Source organism: Sphingomonas sp., from assembly GCF_019635515.1.
In the GTDB taxonomy this organism is placed as follows: Bacteria; Pseudomonadota; Alphaproteobacteria; order Sphingomonadales; family Sphingomonadaceae; genus Sphingomonas.
This window is the reverse complement of record NZ_JAHBZI010000001.1, coordinates 811,953-827,529: the sequence shown is the minus strand read 5'-3', so window position 1 is coordinate 827,529 and position 15,577 is coordinate 811,953. Positions and strand designations below refer to the sequence as shown.

General features: G+C 66.2%; 20 protein-coding genes. 13 read left to right on the top strand and 7 right to left on the bottom strand.

The window, feature by feature from the left end; genetic code table 11:
* Window positions 1–6: 6 nt before the first annotated feature.
* A complete protein-coding gene (locus tag KF730_RS04095) occupies window positions 7–978 on the bottom strand; it encodes a quinone oxidoreductase (RefSeq protein ID WP_294092442.1) in 972 nt (323 codons plus the stop codon).
* Window positions 978–1,268 (bottom strand): hypothetical protein, encoded by a 291-nt coding sequence (locus KF730_RS04090; RefSeq protein WP_294092441.1) that lies wholly within the window; start codon window positions 1,266–1,268, stop codon window positions 978–980. Before KF730_RS04090 ends, KF730_RS04095 begins: the two co-directional genes overlap by 1 nt.
* 58 nt (window positions 1,269–1,326) lie before the next feature.
* On the opposite strand from KF730_RS04090, the gene KF730_RS04085 reads away from it, so the two are divergent.
* Window positions 1,327–1,692: a VOC family protein gene (locus KF730_RS04085; RefSeq protein ID WP_294092440.1), complete on the top strand. Its 366-nt coding sequence runs from the start codon at window positions 1,327–1,329 to the stop codon at window positions 1,690–1,692.
* Here the strand turns inward: KF730_RS04085 and KF730_RS04080 are convergent.
* Entirely contained in the window at window positions 1,689–3,443 is a 1,755-nt protein-coding gene (locus KF730_RS04080; RefSeq protein ID WP_294092438.1) for an SLC13 family permease, read from the bottom strand. The genes KF730_RS04085 and KF730_RS04080 overlap by 4 nt on opposite strands.
* Before the next feature lie 84 nt (window positions 3,444–3,527).
* Window positions 3,528–3,770: a hypothetical protein gene (locus tag KF730_RS04075; RefSeq protein WP_294092436.1), complete on the bottom strand. Its 243-nt coding sequence runs from the start codon at window positions 3,768–3,770 to the stop codon at window positions 3,528–3,530.
* Between the two features lie 107 nt (window positions 3,771–3,877).
* Here KF730_RS04075 and KF730_RS04070 point away from each other — a divergent pair, with 107 nt between their 5' ends.
* Window positions 3,878–4,054 (top strand): hypothetical protein, encoded by a 177-nt coding sequence (locus KF730_RS04070; RefSeq protein WP_294092435.1) that lies wholly within the window; start codon window positions 3,878–3,880, stop codon window positions 4,052–4,054.
* Between the two features lie 36 nt (window positions 4,055–4,090).
* Here the strand turns inward: KF730_RS04070 and KF730_RS04065 are convergent, their stop codons facing one another.
* Window positions 4,091–4,711 carry a S24 family peptidase gene (locus KF730_RS04065; protein WP_294092434.1) on the bottom strand — a complete coding sequence of 207 codons (621 nt, stop codon included), beginning with the start codon at window positions 4,709–4,711 and terminating at the stop codon, window positions 4,091–4,093.
* A 90-nt stretch (window positions 4,712–4,801) separates the two neighbouring features.
* Between KF730_RS04065 and KF730_RS04060 the strand changes: the two genes are divergently transcribed.
* Window positions 4,802–4,981, top strand: a complete 180-nt coding sequence (locus KF730_RS04060; RefSeq protein ID WP_294092433.1) for a hypothetical protein — start codon at window positions 4,802–4,804, stop codon at window positions 4,979–4,981.
* Window positions 4,978–5,292: a hypothetical protein gene (locus KF730_RS04055; protein WP_294092432.1), complete on the top strand. Its 315-nt coding sequence runs from the start codon at window positions 4,978–4,980 to the stop codon at window positions 5,290–5,292. Before KF730_RS04060 ends, KF730_RS04055 begins: the two co-directional genes overlap by 4 nt.
* Here KF730_RS04055 and KF730_RS04050 read toward each other — a convergent pair.
* On the bottom strand, window positions 5,289–6,146 hold the full coding sequence (locus KF730_RS04050) for a hypothetical protein (protein ID WP_294092431.1): 858 nt from the start codon (window positions 6,144–6,146) through the stop codon (window positions 5,289–5,291). The two genes, KF730_RS04055 and KF730_RS04050, sit on opposite strands and share 4 nt — an antisense overlap.
* A complete protein-coding gene (locus KF730_RS04045) occupies window positions 6,143–7,384 on the bottom strand; it encodes a TIGR04063 family PEP-CTERM/XrtA system glycosyltransferase (protein ID WP_294092429.1) in 1,242 nt (413 codons plus the stop codon). Before KF730_RS04045 ends, KF730_RS04050 begins: the two co-directional genes overlap by 4 nt.
* A gap of 179 nt (window positions 7,385–7,563) precedes the next feature.
* On the opposite strand from KF730_RS04045, the gene KF730_RS04040 reads away from it, so the two are divergent.
* The 9 genes from KF730_RS04040 to KF730_RS04000 all read left to right on the top strand — a co-directional run bounded on the left by KF730_RS04040 (window position 7,564) and on the right by KF730_RS04000 (window position 15,474).
* On the top strand, window positions 7,564–7,713 hold the full coding sequence (locus KF730_RS04040) for a hypothetical protein (RefSeq protein WP_294092427.1): 150 nt from the start codon (window positions 7,564–7,566) through the stop codon (window positions 7,711–7,713).
* Window positions 7,706–9,058 (top strand): putative O-glycosylation ligase, exosortase A system-associated, encoded by a 1,353-nt coding sequence (locus tag KF730_RS04035; protein ID WP_294092426.1) that lies wholly within the window; start codon window positions 7,706–7,708, stop codon window positions 9,056–9,058. Before KF730_RS04040 ends, KF730_RS04035 begins: the two co-directional genes overlap by 8 nt.
* Window positions 9,055–10,122, top strand: coding sequence for an acyltransferase (locus KF730_RS04030; RefSeq protein WP_294092425.1), 1,068 nt, complete (start codon window positions 9,055–9,057; stop codon window positions 10,120–10,122). The genes KF730_RS04035 and KF730_RS04030 overlap by 4 nt, the downstream gene beginning before the upstream one ends.
* A 36-nt stretch (window positions 10,123–10,158) precedes the next feature.
* Window positions 10,159–11,178 (top strand): DNA topoisomerase IB, encoded by a 1,020-nt coding sequence (locus tag KF730_RS04025; protein WP_294092423.1) that lies wholly within the window; start codon window positions 10,159–10,161, stop codon window positions 11,176–11,178.
* Window positions 11,175–12,353 (top strand): mechanosensitive ion channel family protein, encoded by a 1,179-nt coding sequence (locus KF730_RS04020; RefSeq protein ID WP_294092422.1) that lies wholly within the window; start codon window positions 11,175–11,177, stop codon window positions 12,351–12,353. Before KF730_RS04025 ends, KF730_RS04020 begins: the two co-directional genes overlap by 4 nt.
* Window positions 12,354–12,656: 303 nt before the next feature.
* Window positions 12,657–13,088: a MaoC family dehydratase gene (locus KF730_RS04015; RefSeq protein ID WP_294095692.1), complete on the top strand. Its 432-nt coding sequence runs from the start codon at window positions 12,657–12,659 to the stop codon at window positions 13,086–13,088.
* A gap of 123 nt (window positions 13,089–13,211) precedes the next feature.
* Complete coding sequence (locus KF730_RS04010; protein ID WP_294092421.1) at window positions 13,212–14,390, top strand: acetyl-CoA C-acyltransferase; 1,179 nt, start codon at window positions 13,212–13,214, stop codon at window positions 14,388–14,390.
* 2 nt (window positions 14,391–14,392) lie between these two features.
* The gene (locus KF730_RS04005) at window positions 14,393–14,941 is read left to right on the top strand and encodes an SMI1/KNR4 family protein (protein WP_294092420.1); all 549 of its coding nucleotides are present in this window, start codon (window positions 14,393–14,395) and stop codon (window positions 14,939–14,941) included.
* Between the two features lie 32 nt (window positions 14,942–14,973).
* Window positions 14,974–15,474 carry a DUF805 domain-containing protein gene (locus KF730_RS04000; RefSeq protein ID WP_294092419.1) on the top strand — a complete coding sequence of 167 codons (501 nt, stop codon included), beginning with the start codon at window positions 14,974–14,976 and terminating at the stop codon, window positions 15,472–15,474.
* Window positions 15,475–15,577 lie beyond the last annotated feature (103 nt).

Sequence of the window (15,577 nt, the reverse complement as noted above, 5' to 3'; positions counted from 1 at the left end):
CGTGGCTCAGGGCACCAGGATCGTCGATCCGGTCGTCTCGCCCGCCTCCAGCGCGCGGTGCGCTTCGGCTGCATCCTCCAGCGCGAAGCGCTGATTGATATCGGCGCGCACCGCGCCGCTGCGTAGCATCTCGAACAGCCGGCCACTGCCCGCCGCGCGTTCCTCGGGCGTGACGTAATAATCGAACATCGTCGGCCGCGTGACGAACAGCGATCCCGCCCGCGCCAGTTCGCCGAGGTTGACGCCCTCGACCGGCCCGCTGGCATTGCCGAAGCTGACGATAAGCCCGCGCCGCTTCGCCGAGGCGAGCGATGCCCGCCATGTCGCCTTGCCGACCCCGTCGAGCACCACATCCACGCCCATGCCGCCGGTGATCTCGCGCACCCGCGCCGCCACGTCATCGGTGCGCGAGAGCAGCACATGGCCCGCGCCCGCCTCGCGCGCCAGCGCGACCTTGGCTTCGGTGCCGACCGTCGCGATCACCTGCGCGCCGATCGCCTTGAGCCAGCGCACCGCGATCTGGCCGACGCCGCCCGCCGCGGCATGGACCAGCACGGTCATCCCCGGCCGCACCCGCGCGCAGCGCTCGACGAGGAACTCGACCGTCCCGCCCTTGAGCAGCGCCGCCGCCGCGGTCTCGTCGGAGATATCGTCAGGCAGCTTGAACAGGCTCTCCGCCTGGACATTCCGCTCGGTGGCATAGGCGCCCAGCGCGGGGCCGAAGGTTGCGACCCGATCGCCCACCGCGAAGCCCACACCCTCGCCCACCGCCTCGACCACGCCCGCTGCCTCGCCGCCCAGCCCGCTCGGCAGTGGCACCGGATACAGGCCCGAGCGATGATAGGTGTCGATGAAGTTGAGCCCGACCGCGGTGTTGCGCATCCGCACCTGGCCCGGCCCCGGCGCGGGCAGGTCCATATCGACCCAGCCGATCACCTCCGGGCCGCCCGTCCGCTCGATCCGTGCCGCGCGTGCCATCAATGCCTCCGTATCCACGGGCGAAGCGGCCGGAACCGCGCCGCCTCATTCTCCGCGCGCCGCTCGACCGCGATCAGCCCACGCCGTTCGAGATGCGCGACCGCGTCCTGGCAAGTCCGCCGGCACAGGCCGGTGCGCTCGGCGATCGCCGAATAGCCGAGCGGCTCGCCCGCATCCGCCGCTTCGACCAGCAGATAGACGAAGAACGCCGATGGCATGCGATCGTGCCCGACCAGATCGGGCATCAGCACGTCGACGACATAGCGTTCGAGGGTCAGCGGCGCAGTCATTGCTATAGCAATAGCTACCATGCTCCCGCCGGACAATAGCGCGCGCTAGCGTGGGGCCATGATCAGGCAGCTCAAATTCGCCAGCATCCCCACCTCGGATCAGGATCGCGCCCTGGCCTTCTGGACCGAGCAGGTCGGCTTCCGCATCGTCACCGATCAGCCGATGGGCCCGGACAGGCGCTGGATCGAGCTCGGTATCCCCGGCGCCGAGACCGGCATCGTCCTGTTCACCCCCGATGGACAGGAAGACCGTATCGGCACCTTCTTCAACGGCTCGTTCGCCTGCGACGATGTCGACTACACCTACCGCAAGCTCAGCGAGCGCGGCGTCGCATTCGACGGTCCGCCCGAAAAGCAGCCCTGGGGGACGTTCGCCAAGTTCCGCGATCCCGATGGCAACAGTTTCGTGCTCTCCAGCCGCTAGACGGGCCACACCCACAGGATCAGCGGCGTCCCCACGACAAGCACGATCAGGGACAGAGGCGCCCCCAGCCGCGCATAATCGCCGAACCGGTATCCGCCCGGCCCAAACACCAATGTGTTGCACTGGTGCCCGATCGGGGTGAGGAAATCGCAGCCCGCACCCACCGCCGTCGCCATCAGGAACGCCTCGGGCTTGTAGCCCAATCCACTGGCGAAGGTCGCCGCGATCGGGGCCATCACCAGCACCGTCGCGGCATTGTTGAGGAACGGGGTCACCGCCATCGCCGCCGCCAGGATCAGCGCCACCGCCCCCCAGGGCGGCAGGACCGAGGCGAGCGCCGATAGCCGCTCGCCGATCAGATCCGTGGTCCCGGTGGTGCGCAGAGAATCGCTGACCGGGATCAGCGCGCCGAGCATCACCAGGATCGGCCATTCGATATAGTTGTACGCCTCTCGCACCGGCAGCGCGCCGGTGATGATCACCGCCCCCGCCGCCGCGAAGAACGCTACTGCGACCGGCACATAGCCCATCGCTGTCGCGAACATCGCCACGCCCAGCGCCAGCAACGGAATGAGGCCCTTGCGCGCGCTGCCCAATCGCAGCGTCCGCTCGGCCAATGGCAGACAGCCGAGCTCGCTCAGCCGCTCGAACAGCAATTCCATCGGCCCCTGCAGCACGATGACGTCGCCGGCATGCAGCTGCACTTCGGCGAGGCGTTTGGATATCCGTTCGCCCTGACGCGAAACCGCGATGAGATTGACGCCGAAGCGTTCGTGCAGGCCCAGCCTGAGCGCGGTCTGCCCGATCAATACGCTGCCGGTGCCGATCACCGCCTCGATCACGCCGATCTCGTCGCCACCCTCCTTGGGCCGGTTGCGGCTCTGGCCTTCGAGCGCGAGCGCGTCGGTGGCGATCACGCGCTCGAGGCTGTCCGGCGCGCCGGTCATGATCAGCAGATCGCCTTCGCGAAATTTGGTGTCGGGAAACGGCGCGCTGCGAATGCCCTCCCGCAGGACCGCGGTGACGGTCACTTCGTTGTCATGCCGCTCGAGAAACGCCGCGACCGCTTCGCCCACGGCGGGCGATCCGGCCGGGATCTCCGCCTCGGTGACATAGTCGCTGATATCGAGCGCTTCGCCGAGCGTCGGCGCCGCGCGCCGGTCGCGCGGCAGCAGCCGATAGCCGAAGCGCAGGAAGACCAGCCCGATCAGGGTCAGCCCCAATCCGACCGGCGCATAATCGAACATGCCGAACGGCGTGCCGGTCATCTCCTCGCGCACCCGGCTGACGATGATGTTGGGCGAAGTACCGATCAGCGTGATCAGCCCGCCAAGCAACGAAGCGAACGCCATCGGCATCAGGAACACCGCCGGCGCCGCGTTCGATCGCTTCGACATTTGCAGCGCGACCGGCATCATCATCGCCAGCGCGCCGATATTCTTGACCAGCGCCGAGGCGAAGCCGACGCTGGCGCACAGCAGCAGCAATTGCGAGCGAATCCGCGTCACGCGGCGCTGCAACACCAGCATCGCGCTTTCGATCACCCCCGATCGCTGGACCGCGCCCGACAGCACCAGCGCCGAGGCGACGATCACCACGATATCGTCGGAAAAGCCGCTAAAGGCCTCCTTGGGCTTGACCACGCCCACCGCCAGCGCCGCCAGCAGGGCGATCACCGCGACCAGATCGTAGCGGAGCTTCCCCCAGATGAAGAGCAGCATCATGCCGGCCAGCACGCCGACGGAAAGCATCTGGGGTAGCGTCAATCGAACCTCACGAGTGGAGCGTAAGCGCTTAACTCGTAAGGGTGGTTTCGGGTCCGAACCCTATGGAACTTAGTGAACGGTGCCCACCGCGCGCCCGATCGAAAGCAGCACGATCAGCCGCTCGATCTGGCGCCAGCGGCAGAAATTGATGGCATTGCCAAGATCGCGGTAATGGTCCGCCCGGGCCGCGGCTTCGCAGCCGGCATTGTCGCCGAAGCTTGCGATGAGCTGGGTCGCGTCCGCCACCTGCAGCGCGTCGGCGAGATAGGGAAGTGTGGGGCCGGCGTTCGCGCGGGGCTCGTAGAAATCCATACACCGCAATAGGCATGCGAAGCTGAAGCCTTCGCGGAGCAATACGGTGAAGCAAGTCTAAACCATCAATTGTGGCGCCGGGCCGCAGGCCGTGGCAAAGGCCCGCAATGGCAAACGCATCACGCACCCCGATGGCCGGCGGCTTCCTTCTCGCGATCGCGCTGATCGTCGGCGTCATCGCCGGCGCGGCGAAGGGCGAACCCTCGCTGGGGTTCCTGGCCGGGCTCGGCGCCGGGCTGGCCGGGCTTCTGCTCGTGTGGCTGGTGGACCGGCGGAGGGGCTGACACCGTAGCCGTCACCCCGGCGGGATGACGGCATGTTCAAAGCGCCCGCCCCAGCCACGCCACCCGCCCGAGCACCTCGATCTCCCCGGCGCGGACAAAGCGCATCGGATAGGCCGGATTGTCGCTCACCACTTCGATCCCACCCACCGCCGGGCGCAGGCGCTTGACGATCAGCTCGCCATCGAGCCGCAATACGAACACCCCGCCGCACCCGCGCACCACGCGCTGATCGCCATCGACGAGGATTTCGTCGCCATCCTCCAGTAGCGGCGACATCGAATCGCCCTGCACCGCGATCATCGAAGCCGCGCCGGGCCGCACGCCCAATTGGCGCAGCATCGCTGGCGGGAACATCCCCGGCTGGCGCCGCGCCTCTTCATCGACCAGCCCCCCCGGCCCCGCCGACGCCCGCACGTCGATCCGCGCGATCTCGATCGCATTGTCCGCCCCGCGCCCGCCCAAAGCCGCTTCGGGCACGCCCATATAGCGCGCCAGCCGCCCGCGATCGGCCTCGGCCAGTACCCGCGGCGTCCCGCGCTTCAGATATTGCTGCAGATAGGCGGCGTTGCGCCCGATCACCCGCGACAGCTCGGCAAAGCTCCGCCCCTGCCGCTCCATCAGCGCCGCAAAGGCGGCTCGTTGCGCGTCCGGTTCCACGATCGGTCTATAGCCGTAGGAATTTTCCTAGACAAGTAGGAAATGAGAACAAATCATGATCATAGATAAGCGAATCGAGGAGCAGGCGCGATGTCGGTGCATTGGAAGATCGAGAAATTCTTGCGGCGGACGCAGATGCCGCCGAGCAAGTTCGGGCGGCTGGCAGCGCGCGATCCGCGGCTGGTCCATGATCTGCGCCGGGGCCGCGAGCTGGGCGATTCGCTGGCCAAACGGCTGGAAGCCTTCCTCGCCGAGCAGTCGGACCGATGAGCCGGGGCCCCGACGCCGCGACGCTGCTCGAACGCGCGCTCAAGGCCAGCGCGGCGGTTGCGGGCTGTGCCGTCACGATCGCGGAATCGACGGTCCAGCGCTGGGCGAGCGCCACCTTCATGGGCACCCGCCACACAATGACCCTTGCGCGCGCGCCATCGCCGCAATTTGATGCCTGGCTCGCGGCGCTTCCCGAGGCCGAGTTCGCGCTGCGCGGGCACCTTGTCGCCGATCTTCAGGTAATGCGCGTTACGCGTGACGATGGCGCCGTCTCGGTCGAGCTCGAAATCCTGACGGTGGAGGAGCGTTAGGCGCGGCGCGCCAGGTTACGGAGCGTGACCAAGGCATCCTCCAGCCCGCGCTCGGCGTCGCGCGGACGCGCTTCGGTTTCCATGCCGGTCGCCAGCCCCTTGCGGACCACGCCGCGCTCCAGCCGCTCCAGCAGCGCATGCACCGAAGCATCGGTCTCGGGACGGACGATCGGCTGCACCGGCGGCGCGGCGGGCATGGCCATCTGCGCGACCGGCGCCGGTTTGGGGCGCACCGGCGGGGTCAGCTCGAAGACTTCGAAGCGCTCGCTCTCGTCGAACACCGCCGGGCGCGGCGTGCGGCGCAGCGGCGCCAGCGGCACCGGCTTGGGGCGCGGCACCTGCGGAATCGAATCGGGGTCGAACGCCGCCAGCGGCTGATTGAAATCGCGCGGCAGCGGCTGCTCGATCAGCGGTTCGGGCATCGGCTGCGGCGCAGGCGCGAGATCCTCGGCTTCCTCGACATTCGCGGTGGCGCGGACTTCAAGGAACGGGGTGCCGAGATCGCGGGTGGCGAGCAGAGGCTCGCGCGGCGGCGCATCGGGATGGGCATCGGCGCGGCGGATGACCGGCATGTGCGGCGCGCTCGGTTCGGTCGTCTCGCCGACGCTGACGCTGCGGGTACCGACGACAATGAACGCCATGAACCAGCCGAGCACCGCGGCAAGCCCGCCGGCGCCGCCGGCAAGCATCGCCCGCGCGGTGAAGCCAAGCGGCGGCTCCGCCGCCTGCACCACCGCCGCGATCCCCGAATCCATCACCAGCGACTCGAGCACGCCGACGGGCATGACGAGAACGCCAAGCGCGGCGACCGTTCCGAGTGCGGCTGCTGCCAGAGGGGCGAGCGGCAGATTCATGCCTTTGCGACTGTCCTGTGCGACCAAGCGGGTTTCTTCTCCGCCGACTGTGCGAGCTTTTGGTAAACGGAATCATAACGGGCGACGTTCACCGCCCAGTTTCGCTCGATCTCGACAAAGCTGCGCGCCCGCGCCCGCCGGGCCTCCCAATGGTCGCGGTCGCCGAACACACCGGCCACCGACCGCGCCAGCGCATGGGCGTCATCGGGCTTGAACAGGGTGCCGGTATCGCCGTCGCGGATCAGCTCGCGATGCCCGCCGACATCGGATGCCGCGACCAGCTTGCGCTGCGCCATCGCTTCGAGCGGCTTGAGCGGCGTTACCAGATCGGTCAGCCGCATCTTTTTGCGCGGGTACACCAGCACGTCGATCAGGCTGTAATAGCGGTCGACCGCGTGGTGCGGCACCCGGCCGATGAACTTGATCCGCCCCGCCACCGGCGATGCCGCCGCCCGCGCCTTGAGCGCCGCCTCGCACGGACCGCCACCAACCAGGATCAGATGCATGTCGGGGCGCATCCGCACCAGTTCGGGCATCGCGTCGATCAGGACGTCGAGCCCCTCATAATCGTAGAAGCTGCCGATAAAGCCGATCGTTTCGCCGCCCTCGACGCCGAGTTCGCGGCCCAGCGCCTGATCATAGGCGAGCGGCTCGCCGAACATGTCGAGATCGACGCCGTTGGGCGAGACGAAGATCTTGCGCGGATCGATCCCGCGCCGCCCGAGGTCGCCGCGCAGCCCTTCGCAGATCACCGCCACCGCATCGGCCTTGCGCACCGCGCGCGTCTCCAGCGCCCGGGTCAGATTATATTTCCAATTGCCCTCGCTGCCTGTCCCATTGCCGACCGCCGCATCTTCCCAGAAAGCGCGGATTTCATAGACGAACGGCAGCTTGAGCCGGTCGGCCGCGCGCTGCCCCGCCATCGCGTCGAGCACCGGCGAATGGGCGTGGAGGATGTCGGGCCTGAACGCCTTGGCGACCTTGCGGATGCGCCGCGCGAACCGCGCCACTTCGCGCCATTCGCCCAGAATCGGCACCGGGGAGTTGACCGCCGGCGTGCGGAAGAATTGCAGCCCGTCGATCACTTCGTCGGCAGCGTCGTAATCGCCATGCCTGGGCCCGGTCACCGCCGCGACTTCCCAGCCGCGCGCGATCTGCGCCTTGAGCAGTGCACGCGTCCGAAAGGTATAGCCGCTATGCAGCGGCAGGCCATGGTCGAGAATATGGAGGATGCGCATGGCATTCTTCTGGCACGCGAGCCCTTAACGGCGCGTCAACTGGCCCTCGGTAGAACAGAGAAATGGGCGACCTTGTTCTCCTGCGAAAGCAGGAGCCCAGGGCCACGGGCGTATCGCTTGAAACCCTGGACTCCTGCTTTCGCGGGAGAACGGCTTAGGCACGAGCAAGAGACGGGAGCATGATCGACAATCTATCGCTTGCGATCTCGCACGGCCTGATGCTGCTCGCCGCCTTCCTGCTGATGCGCCGCGACGACCTGGATGTCGAAGCGAGCCCCAAGGACAGCGACACGCCGAAGAAGAACCGCTGGGGCAAACCCGGTGCGTGATCTCGTCTTCGTCGCCTTCCTTGCCGCACTGTTCGCGACGGGCTTCCGCCGCCCGTTCCTGTTCGTGCTGGCTTATGCCTATATCGATATCGTCTCGCCCCAGCGGCTGACCTATATCCTGCTCAATTCGGTGCCGATCTCGCTGATCGCGGTGGGATTGGCGGTGCTGGGCTGGCTGGCGATCGACGACAAGCGCGACGTTCGCGTCGCCCCGCGCCAGGGGCTGATCCTCGTCCTGCTGGCCTATTGCTTCTACACCACGATGCACGCCGATTTCCCGATGGAGGCGAAGGACAAATGGGAATGGGTGTGGAAGGCCCTGACATTTGCCGCCTTCTTGCCGCTGACGCTGCGCACCAAGCTGCGCATCGAAAGCCTGTTGCTGTTCATGATCCTTTCGGCCGCCTCGATCATCATCGTCGGCGGGATCAAGACGCTCGGCTCGGGCGGCGGCTATGGCGAACTCAACCTGATGGTGACCAACAATTCGGGTCTCTATGAGGGCTCGACCATCTCGATGGTGGCGATCGCGATCATCCCGATCATCCTGTGGTTCACCAAATTCGGCACCGTCTTCGCGCCCGATTGGCGGGTGAAGACGTTCTGCTACGCGCTGGTCTTCGCCTGCCTGCTGATCCCGGTCGGCACCTCGACGCGCACCGGCCTGCTCTGCATCGGCCTGCTCGCGATCCTGATGATCCGCGATTTCAAGCGACCCATCGTCTATCTCGCCGGGCTCGCCACGATGGGCCTGATCGCCATCCCCTTCCTGCCCTCGGCGTTCACCGAGCGCATGGAGACGATCCAGACCTATCAGGCCGACGCCTCCGCCTCGACCCGCATCGAGGTGTGGAAATGGACGATGGCCTACGCGAAAGACCATCCGATGGGCGGCGGCTTCGAGACCTATCGCCAGAACCAGATCCGCTACGAAAAGGTCGCGATGGTCGATGATGGCGAAGGCCATATGACGATCAAGCGCAGCTGGGAGATCGACAAGGCCCGCGCCTATCACAGCTCCTATTTCGAGATGCTCGGCGAACAGGGCTATCCGGGGCTCGCCATCTGGCTGATCCTCAACATCGTCGGCATCTTCCGGATGGAAGTGCTGCGGCAGCGCTACAAAAAGGCTGAAGAGGGCCAGCAATGGATCGCGCCGCTGGCAAGCGCGCTGCAAAGCGCGCACATCATCTATCTGCTCGGCAGCTGCTTCATCGCCATCGCCTTCCAGCCGTTCGTCTACATGCTGATCGGCGCGCAGATCGGGCTCGATACCTATTGCGCCCGCAAGCGTGAGGAAACCTCGTGGCGGCCGCTGCGCAAGCAGAAGCTCGCCACGGCATGAGCGGCGAACTGCGCCAGCTTACCAGCGTCCGCGGCATCGCCGCCTGGCTGGTCGTGCTGTTCCACATCCGCACGTCGATCGCCGGGCTGCCCGATCTCGGCATGGCCATCCTCGCCCACGGCTATCTCGCGGTCGATTTCTTCTTCCTGCTTTCGGGCTTCGTCATCTGGATGAGCTATGCCCCGCGCATCCGCGAGCGCGGCTTCGCCGCCGTGCCCGAGTTCCTGCGCCGCCGCGTCGCGCGGATCTGGCCACTGCACGTCTTTATGCTCGGCTTCGGGGTGGCGCTGGCGCTGGCCATGCTGGCGACCGGCCGCGAAACCGCGCATTTTCCCTTCGCCGAACTGCCGCTGCATGTGGTGCTGCTCCAGAATTGGGGCCTCACCGATACGCTCGCCTGGAACGATCCGGCTTGGTCGATATCATGCGAGCTCGGCGCCTATCTGGTTTTCCCGTTCCTCGCGCTCGCCATCGACTGGCGCCGCGTGCCGGCGCTGGCGATCCTCGCCGCGATCACCGCCCTGCTGACCTTGCTCCACGCCGTCTTCGCGCTGCGCGGTGCGACTTCCCTGGGTCAGGAAATCACGCAGTTGGGGCTGATCCGCTGCGTCATCGAGTTCACCTGCGGCACCGCCATCGCCGCGTTGTGGCTGCGCTGGCGCGAGCAATGGCGGGTACCCGCCATCCTCAGCGCCGCGCTGGCCGTATCGCTTGCGGCCGGCACCATCCTCGGCCTGCTGCCCGAAACCTTCGCCGTCCCCGCCGCCTTCGCCGCCGCGCTGCTCGCGCTCGCGCTCACCCGCGGCTCCCTGCTCGAAAGCCGCGCGATCCACTATCTCGGCGAGATCAGCTACGCGACCTATCTCGGCCATTACCTGCTCTGGTTCGCGTTCAAGCTGGCGTTCATTGAGGATGACCATGCCGTCCCGCTGCCGCTGATCGCCTTCTATCTCGCGCTGGTGCTGGCCAGCTCGGCCGCGCTCTACCACGGGATAGAGCGTCCCGCGCAGCGCTGGATCAACGCCCTGCGGCCGCCATCGCACCGCCGTGAGGAACTCGCGTAGCTCCCGCGCATTCCCCCGCAATCGCGAGGGAGTCCGATGGCCAAGAACCAGATCGTCTATGTCGATGATTCCGAACACGGAATCACCCGCAGGAAAGTGCGCCATGGCTGGGGCTATTACGATCCCGACGGCGCCCGCATCACCGATCGCGACGAGATCGACCGTTTAAACGCCGTCGGCCTTCCACCCGCTTATACCGACGCGTGGTTCTGCCCCGATCCGCGCGGCCATATCCAGGCGACGGGCAAGGACGACAGGGGCCGCAAGCAATATCGCTACCACCCCGGCTTCCGCGAGGCGCGGGAAGCGGCGAAATATGATCGCTGCGCCACCTTCGGTGAACACCTCCCCCGGCTGCGCGCCCGGGTCGAGGAAGATTTGAAGCTGCGCGGGCTGTGCAAGGAAAAGGCCGTCGCCGCGGTCGTCCGCCTGCTCGATCGCGGCAGCATCCGCGTCGGCAATGAAGCCTATGCGCAGGAGAATAAGAGCTTCGGCGCGACCACCTTGCGCAAGCGCCACGCCAAGGTTCGCGGCGCTACCCTCAAGCTCCAGTTCCGCGCCAAATCGGGCAAGCTGCGCGTGATGACCGTCACCGACGGGTCGCTCAGCCGCTTCGTCAGGAAGATGCAGGATCTGCCCGGCCAGAACCTGTTCCGCTATCTCGACGAGGACGGCGAGGCGCATCCGGTCACCTCGACCGACGTCAATTGCTACATCCGCGAGGCGATGGGCGACGATTTCACCGCCAAGCATTTCCGCACCTGGGGCGCGAGCGTCATCGCCTTCGAGGCATTGGCCGACGCGGACTCCCATATCGGCATCAAATCGATGCTCGAACCGGTCACCGAGGCGCTCGGCAACACCCCCGCCATCGCCCGCAAATCCTATGTCCACCCGCGACTGATCGATCTCGCCAGGGACAAGGAAGCGCAATCGGCGTTCCGCGAACATCTGTCGCTGCCGCGCGCGACGCATCATCTCAATCGTTACGAACGCGGCTTGATCGCGTATCTGGAGGAACCGATCCGCACCTCCAGCCGTAAAAAGGCAGCATGATTACCAACGTCACCCGCAAAGAGCCCGCACTTCCCACCGGCGATGAGCTGCAGGCACAGGCCCAGAGCTTCTTCACCGACGCGACGATCTGGATTCAGGGCCATTGGCTCAACATCCTCATCGCCACCGGCGTGGCGATCGCGGTCTTCTTCGCGCTCCAGGCCGTCCGCGCCTGGGGCATCAAGCTCTGCAAGCGCGGCGAAGGCGTCGCCAACTGGTACGCGATCCTCGGCCGGGCGCTCGCCAGGACCGGGCATTTCTTCATCCTGATGAGCTCGATCAAGCTGGTCACCGGCTATGCCAGCCCGCCGGCCGTGGTGGCGACGACGGTCGGCTTCCTCTTCACCATCTCGGCGGTGTTCCAGGTCGCGGTCTGGATCCGCGAGCTGATCTTCGGGGCGATCGAGCACAAGACCAGCGCCGAGGATTATCAGGGCAGCAGCCTGACCAGCGCGCTCGGCATCATCCGCATCCTGATCACCGTCGTTCTGTTCGCGATCGCGCTGGTCGTCGTGCTCGGCAATCTCGGGGTCAACGTCGCCGGTCTGATCGCCGGTCTCGGCGTCGGCGGTATCGCCATCGGTCTCGCCGCGCAGGGTGTGTTCGCCAATCTGTTCGCCGCGCTGACCATATTGTTCGACCGCCCCTTCCGCGTCGGCGACAAGATCCGCTTCGACAAGAATAGCGGCACCGTGCAGTCGATCGGGCTGATGAGCACCCGCATCCGCTCGTTCATCGGCGAGGAACTGGTGATCTCGAACAAGCAGCTGCTCGACAAGCTGATCGAGAATCTGTCGCTTCGGCACCACACCCGCATCAAGCTGCCGATCGGCGTCGCCTATGAGACTCCGCCCGAAAAGCTCGAAGCGCTGCCGGCGATGTTCAGGGCGATCGTCGAGGAAGCCGGGGGCACGCTTTCGCGCGCGAGCACCGAGGGCTTCGGCGCCAGCTCGATCGATTTCATGATCGAATATGACGTGCCGGGCGACGACATGCCGAACGCGCAGATCGTCCGCGACAAGATCATGTTCGGAATCGTCCGCCGCTTCGCCGCGGAGGGTATCGTCATCCCCTATCCCACCCAGACCGCCTATACGGCCGCCCCAGACGGGCATCTTATCTATCCCTGGCCCGATACGCCTGAAACGCGGCCGCCAGAAAGCCCGCGAACCTAGATCCCTGGTCGAGGCTGAGCGACGTCGCTACCGCGCCGACGATGTAGATGCTCGTGCACCCCCCCACCGCGCGATTCACGCCTTAATCTCGCGCGCCAGCCGACTTTAGAATATCGGGTTCGCTCATCCGGTGCCGCTCGTTCATGGTTTCGCGCAGGCGAAGCACCATGCCGGCCGCCATTTTCATATTCTCGGTCTTGCGAGGCTTGCTTGCGGCCCGGCAGGTTCCTAGGGGATGCGAAGCGCCATGCGAGAAACCCGCGCAGGAGATTCGCCTAAGTGGATACGATCACCGTTCAGCAGATGGCCGAAAGCATCGGCACCGAGCGCGTCTCCGACTGGGTCGAGGTCACCCAGAAGATGATCGACACCTTCGCCGACGCGACCGGCGACCACCAGTTCATCCATGTGAATCCCGAGCTCGCCGCCAGGACCCCGTTCGGCGGCACCATCGCGCACGGCTTCCTGTCGCTGTCGCTGATGCCGATGCTCGCCGCAAAGACCGATACGCCGAATATCGAAGGCGCCAAGATGGGCGTCAATTACGGCGGCAACAAAACCCGCTTCATGCAGCCGGTCCGCTCGGGCTCGAAAGTCCGCGGCCGCTTCAAGCTGCTCAGCTTCACCGAGCGCAAGCCCGGCGTGTGGGAGCAGATCAACGAATACACGCTCGAGATCGAAGGTGCCGACAAGCCCGCCCTCATCGCCGAGTGGATCAGCCTGATTTACGTCTAGGTCCCCCTCCCGCTAGCGGGAGGGGTTAGGGGAGGGTCTGTCCTCCAGCAATGAACGGAGTGGCGACAGCCGCTCCCCCGGCCCCTCCCGCAAGCGGGAGGGGAGCAGAAGAAGGAAGAAGCAATGTCCCGCTCCGCAGTCATCGTCTCCACCGCCCGCACTCCGATCGGCCGCGCCTATCGCGGCGCGTTCAACAATCTTCCCGCCCCGACCCTCGGCAGCCATTCGGTCAAGGCCGCGGTCGAGCGCGCCGGGATCGACGGCGGCGAAGTCGCCGATGTCGTGTTCGGCGCCGCGCTCCAGCAGGGCAGCACCGCCGGCAACATCGCCCGCCAGGTCGCGCTGCGCGCCGGTCTGCCGACCAGCGTGTCGGGCATGTCGCTCGATCGCCAGTGCGCTTCGGGCCTGATGGCGATCGCCACCGCCGCCAAGCAGATCATCGTCGATAATATGGACGTCACTATCGGCGGCGGCCTCGAATCGATCAGCCTCGTCCAGACGCCGCAGATGCGTGTTGCACCCGATCCCGAGCTTCTGGCGATGCACAACGACGTCTACATGCCGATGCTGCAGACCGCCGAGGTCGTCGCCGCCCGCTACGGCATCAGCCGCGATCGCTGCGACGAATATGCCCTCCAGTCGCAGCAGCGCACCGCCGCCGCCCAGGCCGCCGGCAAGTTTGACGACGAGATCGTGCCGGTCACCGCGACGATGAATGTCGTCAACAAGGAGACCAAGGAAGTCACCCAGAAGGAGGTGACGCTCACCAAGGACGAAGGCAACCGCGCCGACACCACGCTGGAAGGCCTCAAATCCCTCAACACCGTCCTCCCTGACGGCACCGTCACCGCCGGCAACGCCTCGCAGCTGTCGGACGGCTCCTCGGCGTCGGTACTGATGGAAGAATCGCTCGCCTCGAAGCGCGGCCTGACCCCGCTCGGCCGCTATGTCGGCATGGCGGTGGCGGGCACCAAGCCCGACGAGATGGGCATCGGCCCGGTCTTCGCCGTCCCGGCGTTGCTTGAGCGCTTCAACCTCAAGATGGACGATATCGGCCTGTGGGAGCTCAACGAGGCCTTCGCGGTCCAGGTCCTCTATTGCCAGGACAAGCTCGGCATCCCCAGCGAACTGCTCAACGTGAACGGCGGCTCGATCTCGATCGGCCACCCTTACGGCATGACCGGCGCGCGCTGCACCGGCCATGCCCTGATCGAAGGCAAGCGCCGCGGCGCCAAGTACGTCGTCGTCACGATGTGCGTCGGCGGCGGCATGGGCGCGGCGGGGCTGTTCGAGGTTCTGTAAGCATGGGCTGGATCGCCGATTGGCTGGCCCGCCGGGCAGCCGATCGGCGCCAGCGGCATGACCTGCGTTTGGCAGTGCAAGCTGCGGCTGCCAGGCGCGCTTGTGCGCTGGCGGAACCCGGCGCATCGCCGGTGCAGCGCCTGCTCTTGTGGTGGGGCCGCGAACCTTCCGCCGCTGCGCTGGACACGCAATTGCACGCGCTCGAACAACGCTACGCGATCACCCTCCCGGACGATTTTCGCCGCTACCTTCAGGCCGCAATGCCCGAAGGCAATGCGTGGGACGACGAAGGCACGCGCTGGTTTCCGCTGGCCGACATTAAGTCACTGCGCGAGGAATGCGCCGATTGGGAGACCGCATCGGCGCTGGACAGCGACAAGCTCCTCGTCTTCGCCGATCATCTGATGTGGTGCTACGCTTGGGCGGTCGATTGCTCGGACACCGAAAACCGCGGCAAGGTCGCCGTGATCACCAGCGAAGACCATTATATCGCTGCCAGCTTTGACGATTTCCTCGACCTCTACATACGCAACAATCGCGCAATCCATTGACGCACAGGGTGCCCGCACGGCACCCTCGCCAAATGGAGCATATAGCCTCTGCGCGCGGGCGCGGCTTATTCGCCAGTCTGCTCAGCCTTTCGGGCCGCGCGCGGCGTACCGATATTCTCATCCTTGGCGTGCTGGGTTGCCTGGTCAATCTGCCCAGGATCGGCCTCGATGCCGCCGGCGTCGATCCCCTCGTCGTCCAATCGCTTGAGGCGCTGTGGCAGTTGCTATGGGCGTATCTGTGGGTCGCGATCACCGTGCGCCGGCTGCACGATCAGGATATTTCGGGCTGGTGGGTACTCCTGTTGCTCACGGTCGGCTGTCTGCTCACCCTCGGTTATGCGCTCCAGCCACAGCAGGATTTTGGCGGGCTCACCGTCAGCTTCCTGTCGTGGAGCTTCCACCCGATGCCCGGCCCGGCAACGACCGCGCTCACCCTCGCATCGCTCGCTTGGATGCTCGCGATCCTCTTTCTTTCCTTCCGCACGCCAACCTACGGCCCAAACCGCTATGGTCCCGATCCGCGCCTCGACTGACGCTATTGCAATCCGCGCCGCTTGCGCCATGCTGTGACAACGCTGCCACACGCCGACCCTTGTCACTTTGGTAACAGGTGTTAGCGATAACAGCGCCAGACTT

Coding starts and splice junctions, on each gene's coding strand:
- KF730_RS04095 (WP_294092442.1), bottom strand. CDS start 978: ATGGCACGCGCGGCACGGATCGAGCGGACGGGCGGCCCGGAGGTGATC.
- KF730_RS04090 (WP_294092441.1), bottom strand. CDS start 1,268: ATGACTGCGCCGCTGACCCTCGAACGCTATGTCGTCGACGTGCTGATG.
- KF730_RS04085 (WP_294092440.1), top strand. CDS start 1,327: ATGATCAGGCAGCTCAAATTCGCCAGCATCCCCACCTCGGATCAGGAT.
- KF730_RS04080 (WP_294092438.1), bottom strand. CDS start 3,443: ATGCTTTCCGTCGGCGTGCTGGCCGGCATGATGCTGCTCTTCATCTGG.
- KF730_RS04075 (WP_294092436.1), bottom strand. CDS start 3,770: ATGGATTTCTACGAGCCCCGCGCGAACGCCGGCCCCACACTTCCCTAT.
- KF730_RS04070 (WP_294092435.1), top strand. CDS start 3,878: ATGGCAAACGCATCACGCACCCCGATGGCCGGCGGCTTCCTTCTCGCG.
- KF730_RS04060 (WP_294092433.1), top strand. CDS start 4,802: ATGTCGGTGCATTGGAAGATCGAGAAATTCTTGCGGCGGACGCAGATG.
- KF730_RS04055 (WP_294092432.1), top strand. CDS start 4,978: ATGAGCCGGGGCCCCGACGCCGCGACGCTGCTCGAACGCGCGCTCAAG.
- KF730_RS04050 (WP_294092431.1), bottom strand. CDS start 6,146: ATGAATCTGCCGCTCGCCCCTCTGGCAGCAGCCGCACTCGGAACGGTC.
- KF730_RS04045 (WP_294092429.1), bottom strand. CDS start 7,384: ATGCGCATCCTCCATATTCTCGACCATGGCCTGCCGCTGCATAGCGGC.
- KF730_RS04040 (WP_294092427.1), top strand. CDS start 7,564: ATGATCGACAATCTATCGCTTGCGATCTCGCACGGCCTGATGCTGCTC.
- KF730_RS04030 (WP_294092425.1), top strand. CDS start 9,055: ATGAGCGGCGAACTGCGCCAGCTTACCAGCGTCCGCGGCATCGCCGCC.
- KF730_RS04025 (WP_294092423.1), top strand. CDS start 10,159: ATGGCCAAGAACCAGATCGTCTATGTCGATGATTCCGAACACGGAATC.
- KF730_RS04020 (WP_294092422.1), top strand. CDS start 11,175: ATGATTACCAACGTCACCCGCAAAGAGCCCGCACTTCCCACCGGCGAT.
- KF730_RS04015 (WP_294095692.1), top strand. CDS start 12,657: ATGGCCGAAAGCATCGGCACCGAGCGCGTCTCCGACTGGGTCGAGGTC.
- KF730_RS04010 (WP_294092421.1), top strand. CDS start 13,212: ATGTCCCGCTCCGCAGTCATCGTCTCCACCGCCCGCACTCCGATCGGC.
- KF730_RS04005 (WP_294092420.1), top strand. CDS start 14,393: ATGGGCTGGATCGCCGATTGGCTGGCCCGCCGGGCAGCCGATCGGCGC.
- KF730_RS04000 (WP_294092419.1), top strand. CDS start 14,974: ATGGAGCATATAGCCTCTGCGCGCGGGCGCGGCTTATTCGCCAGTCTG.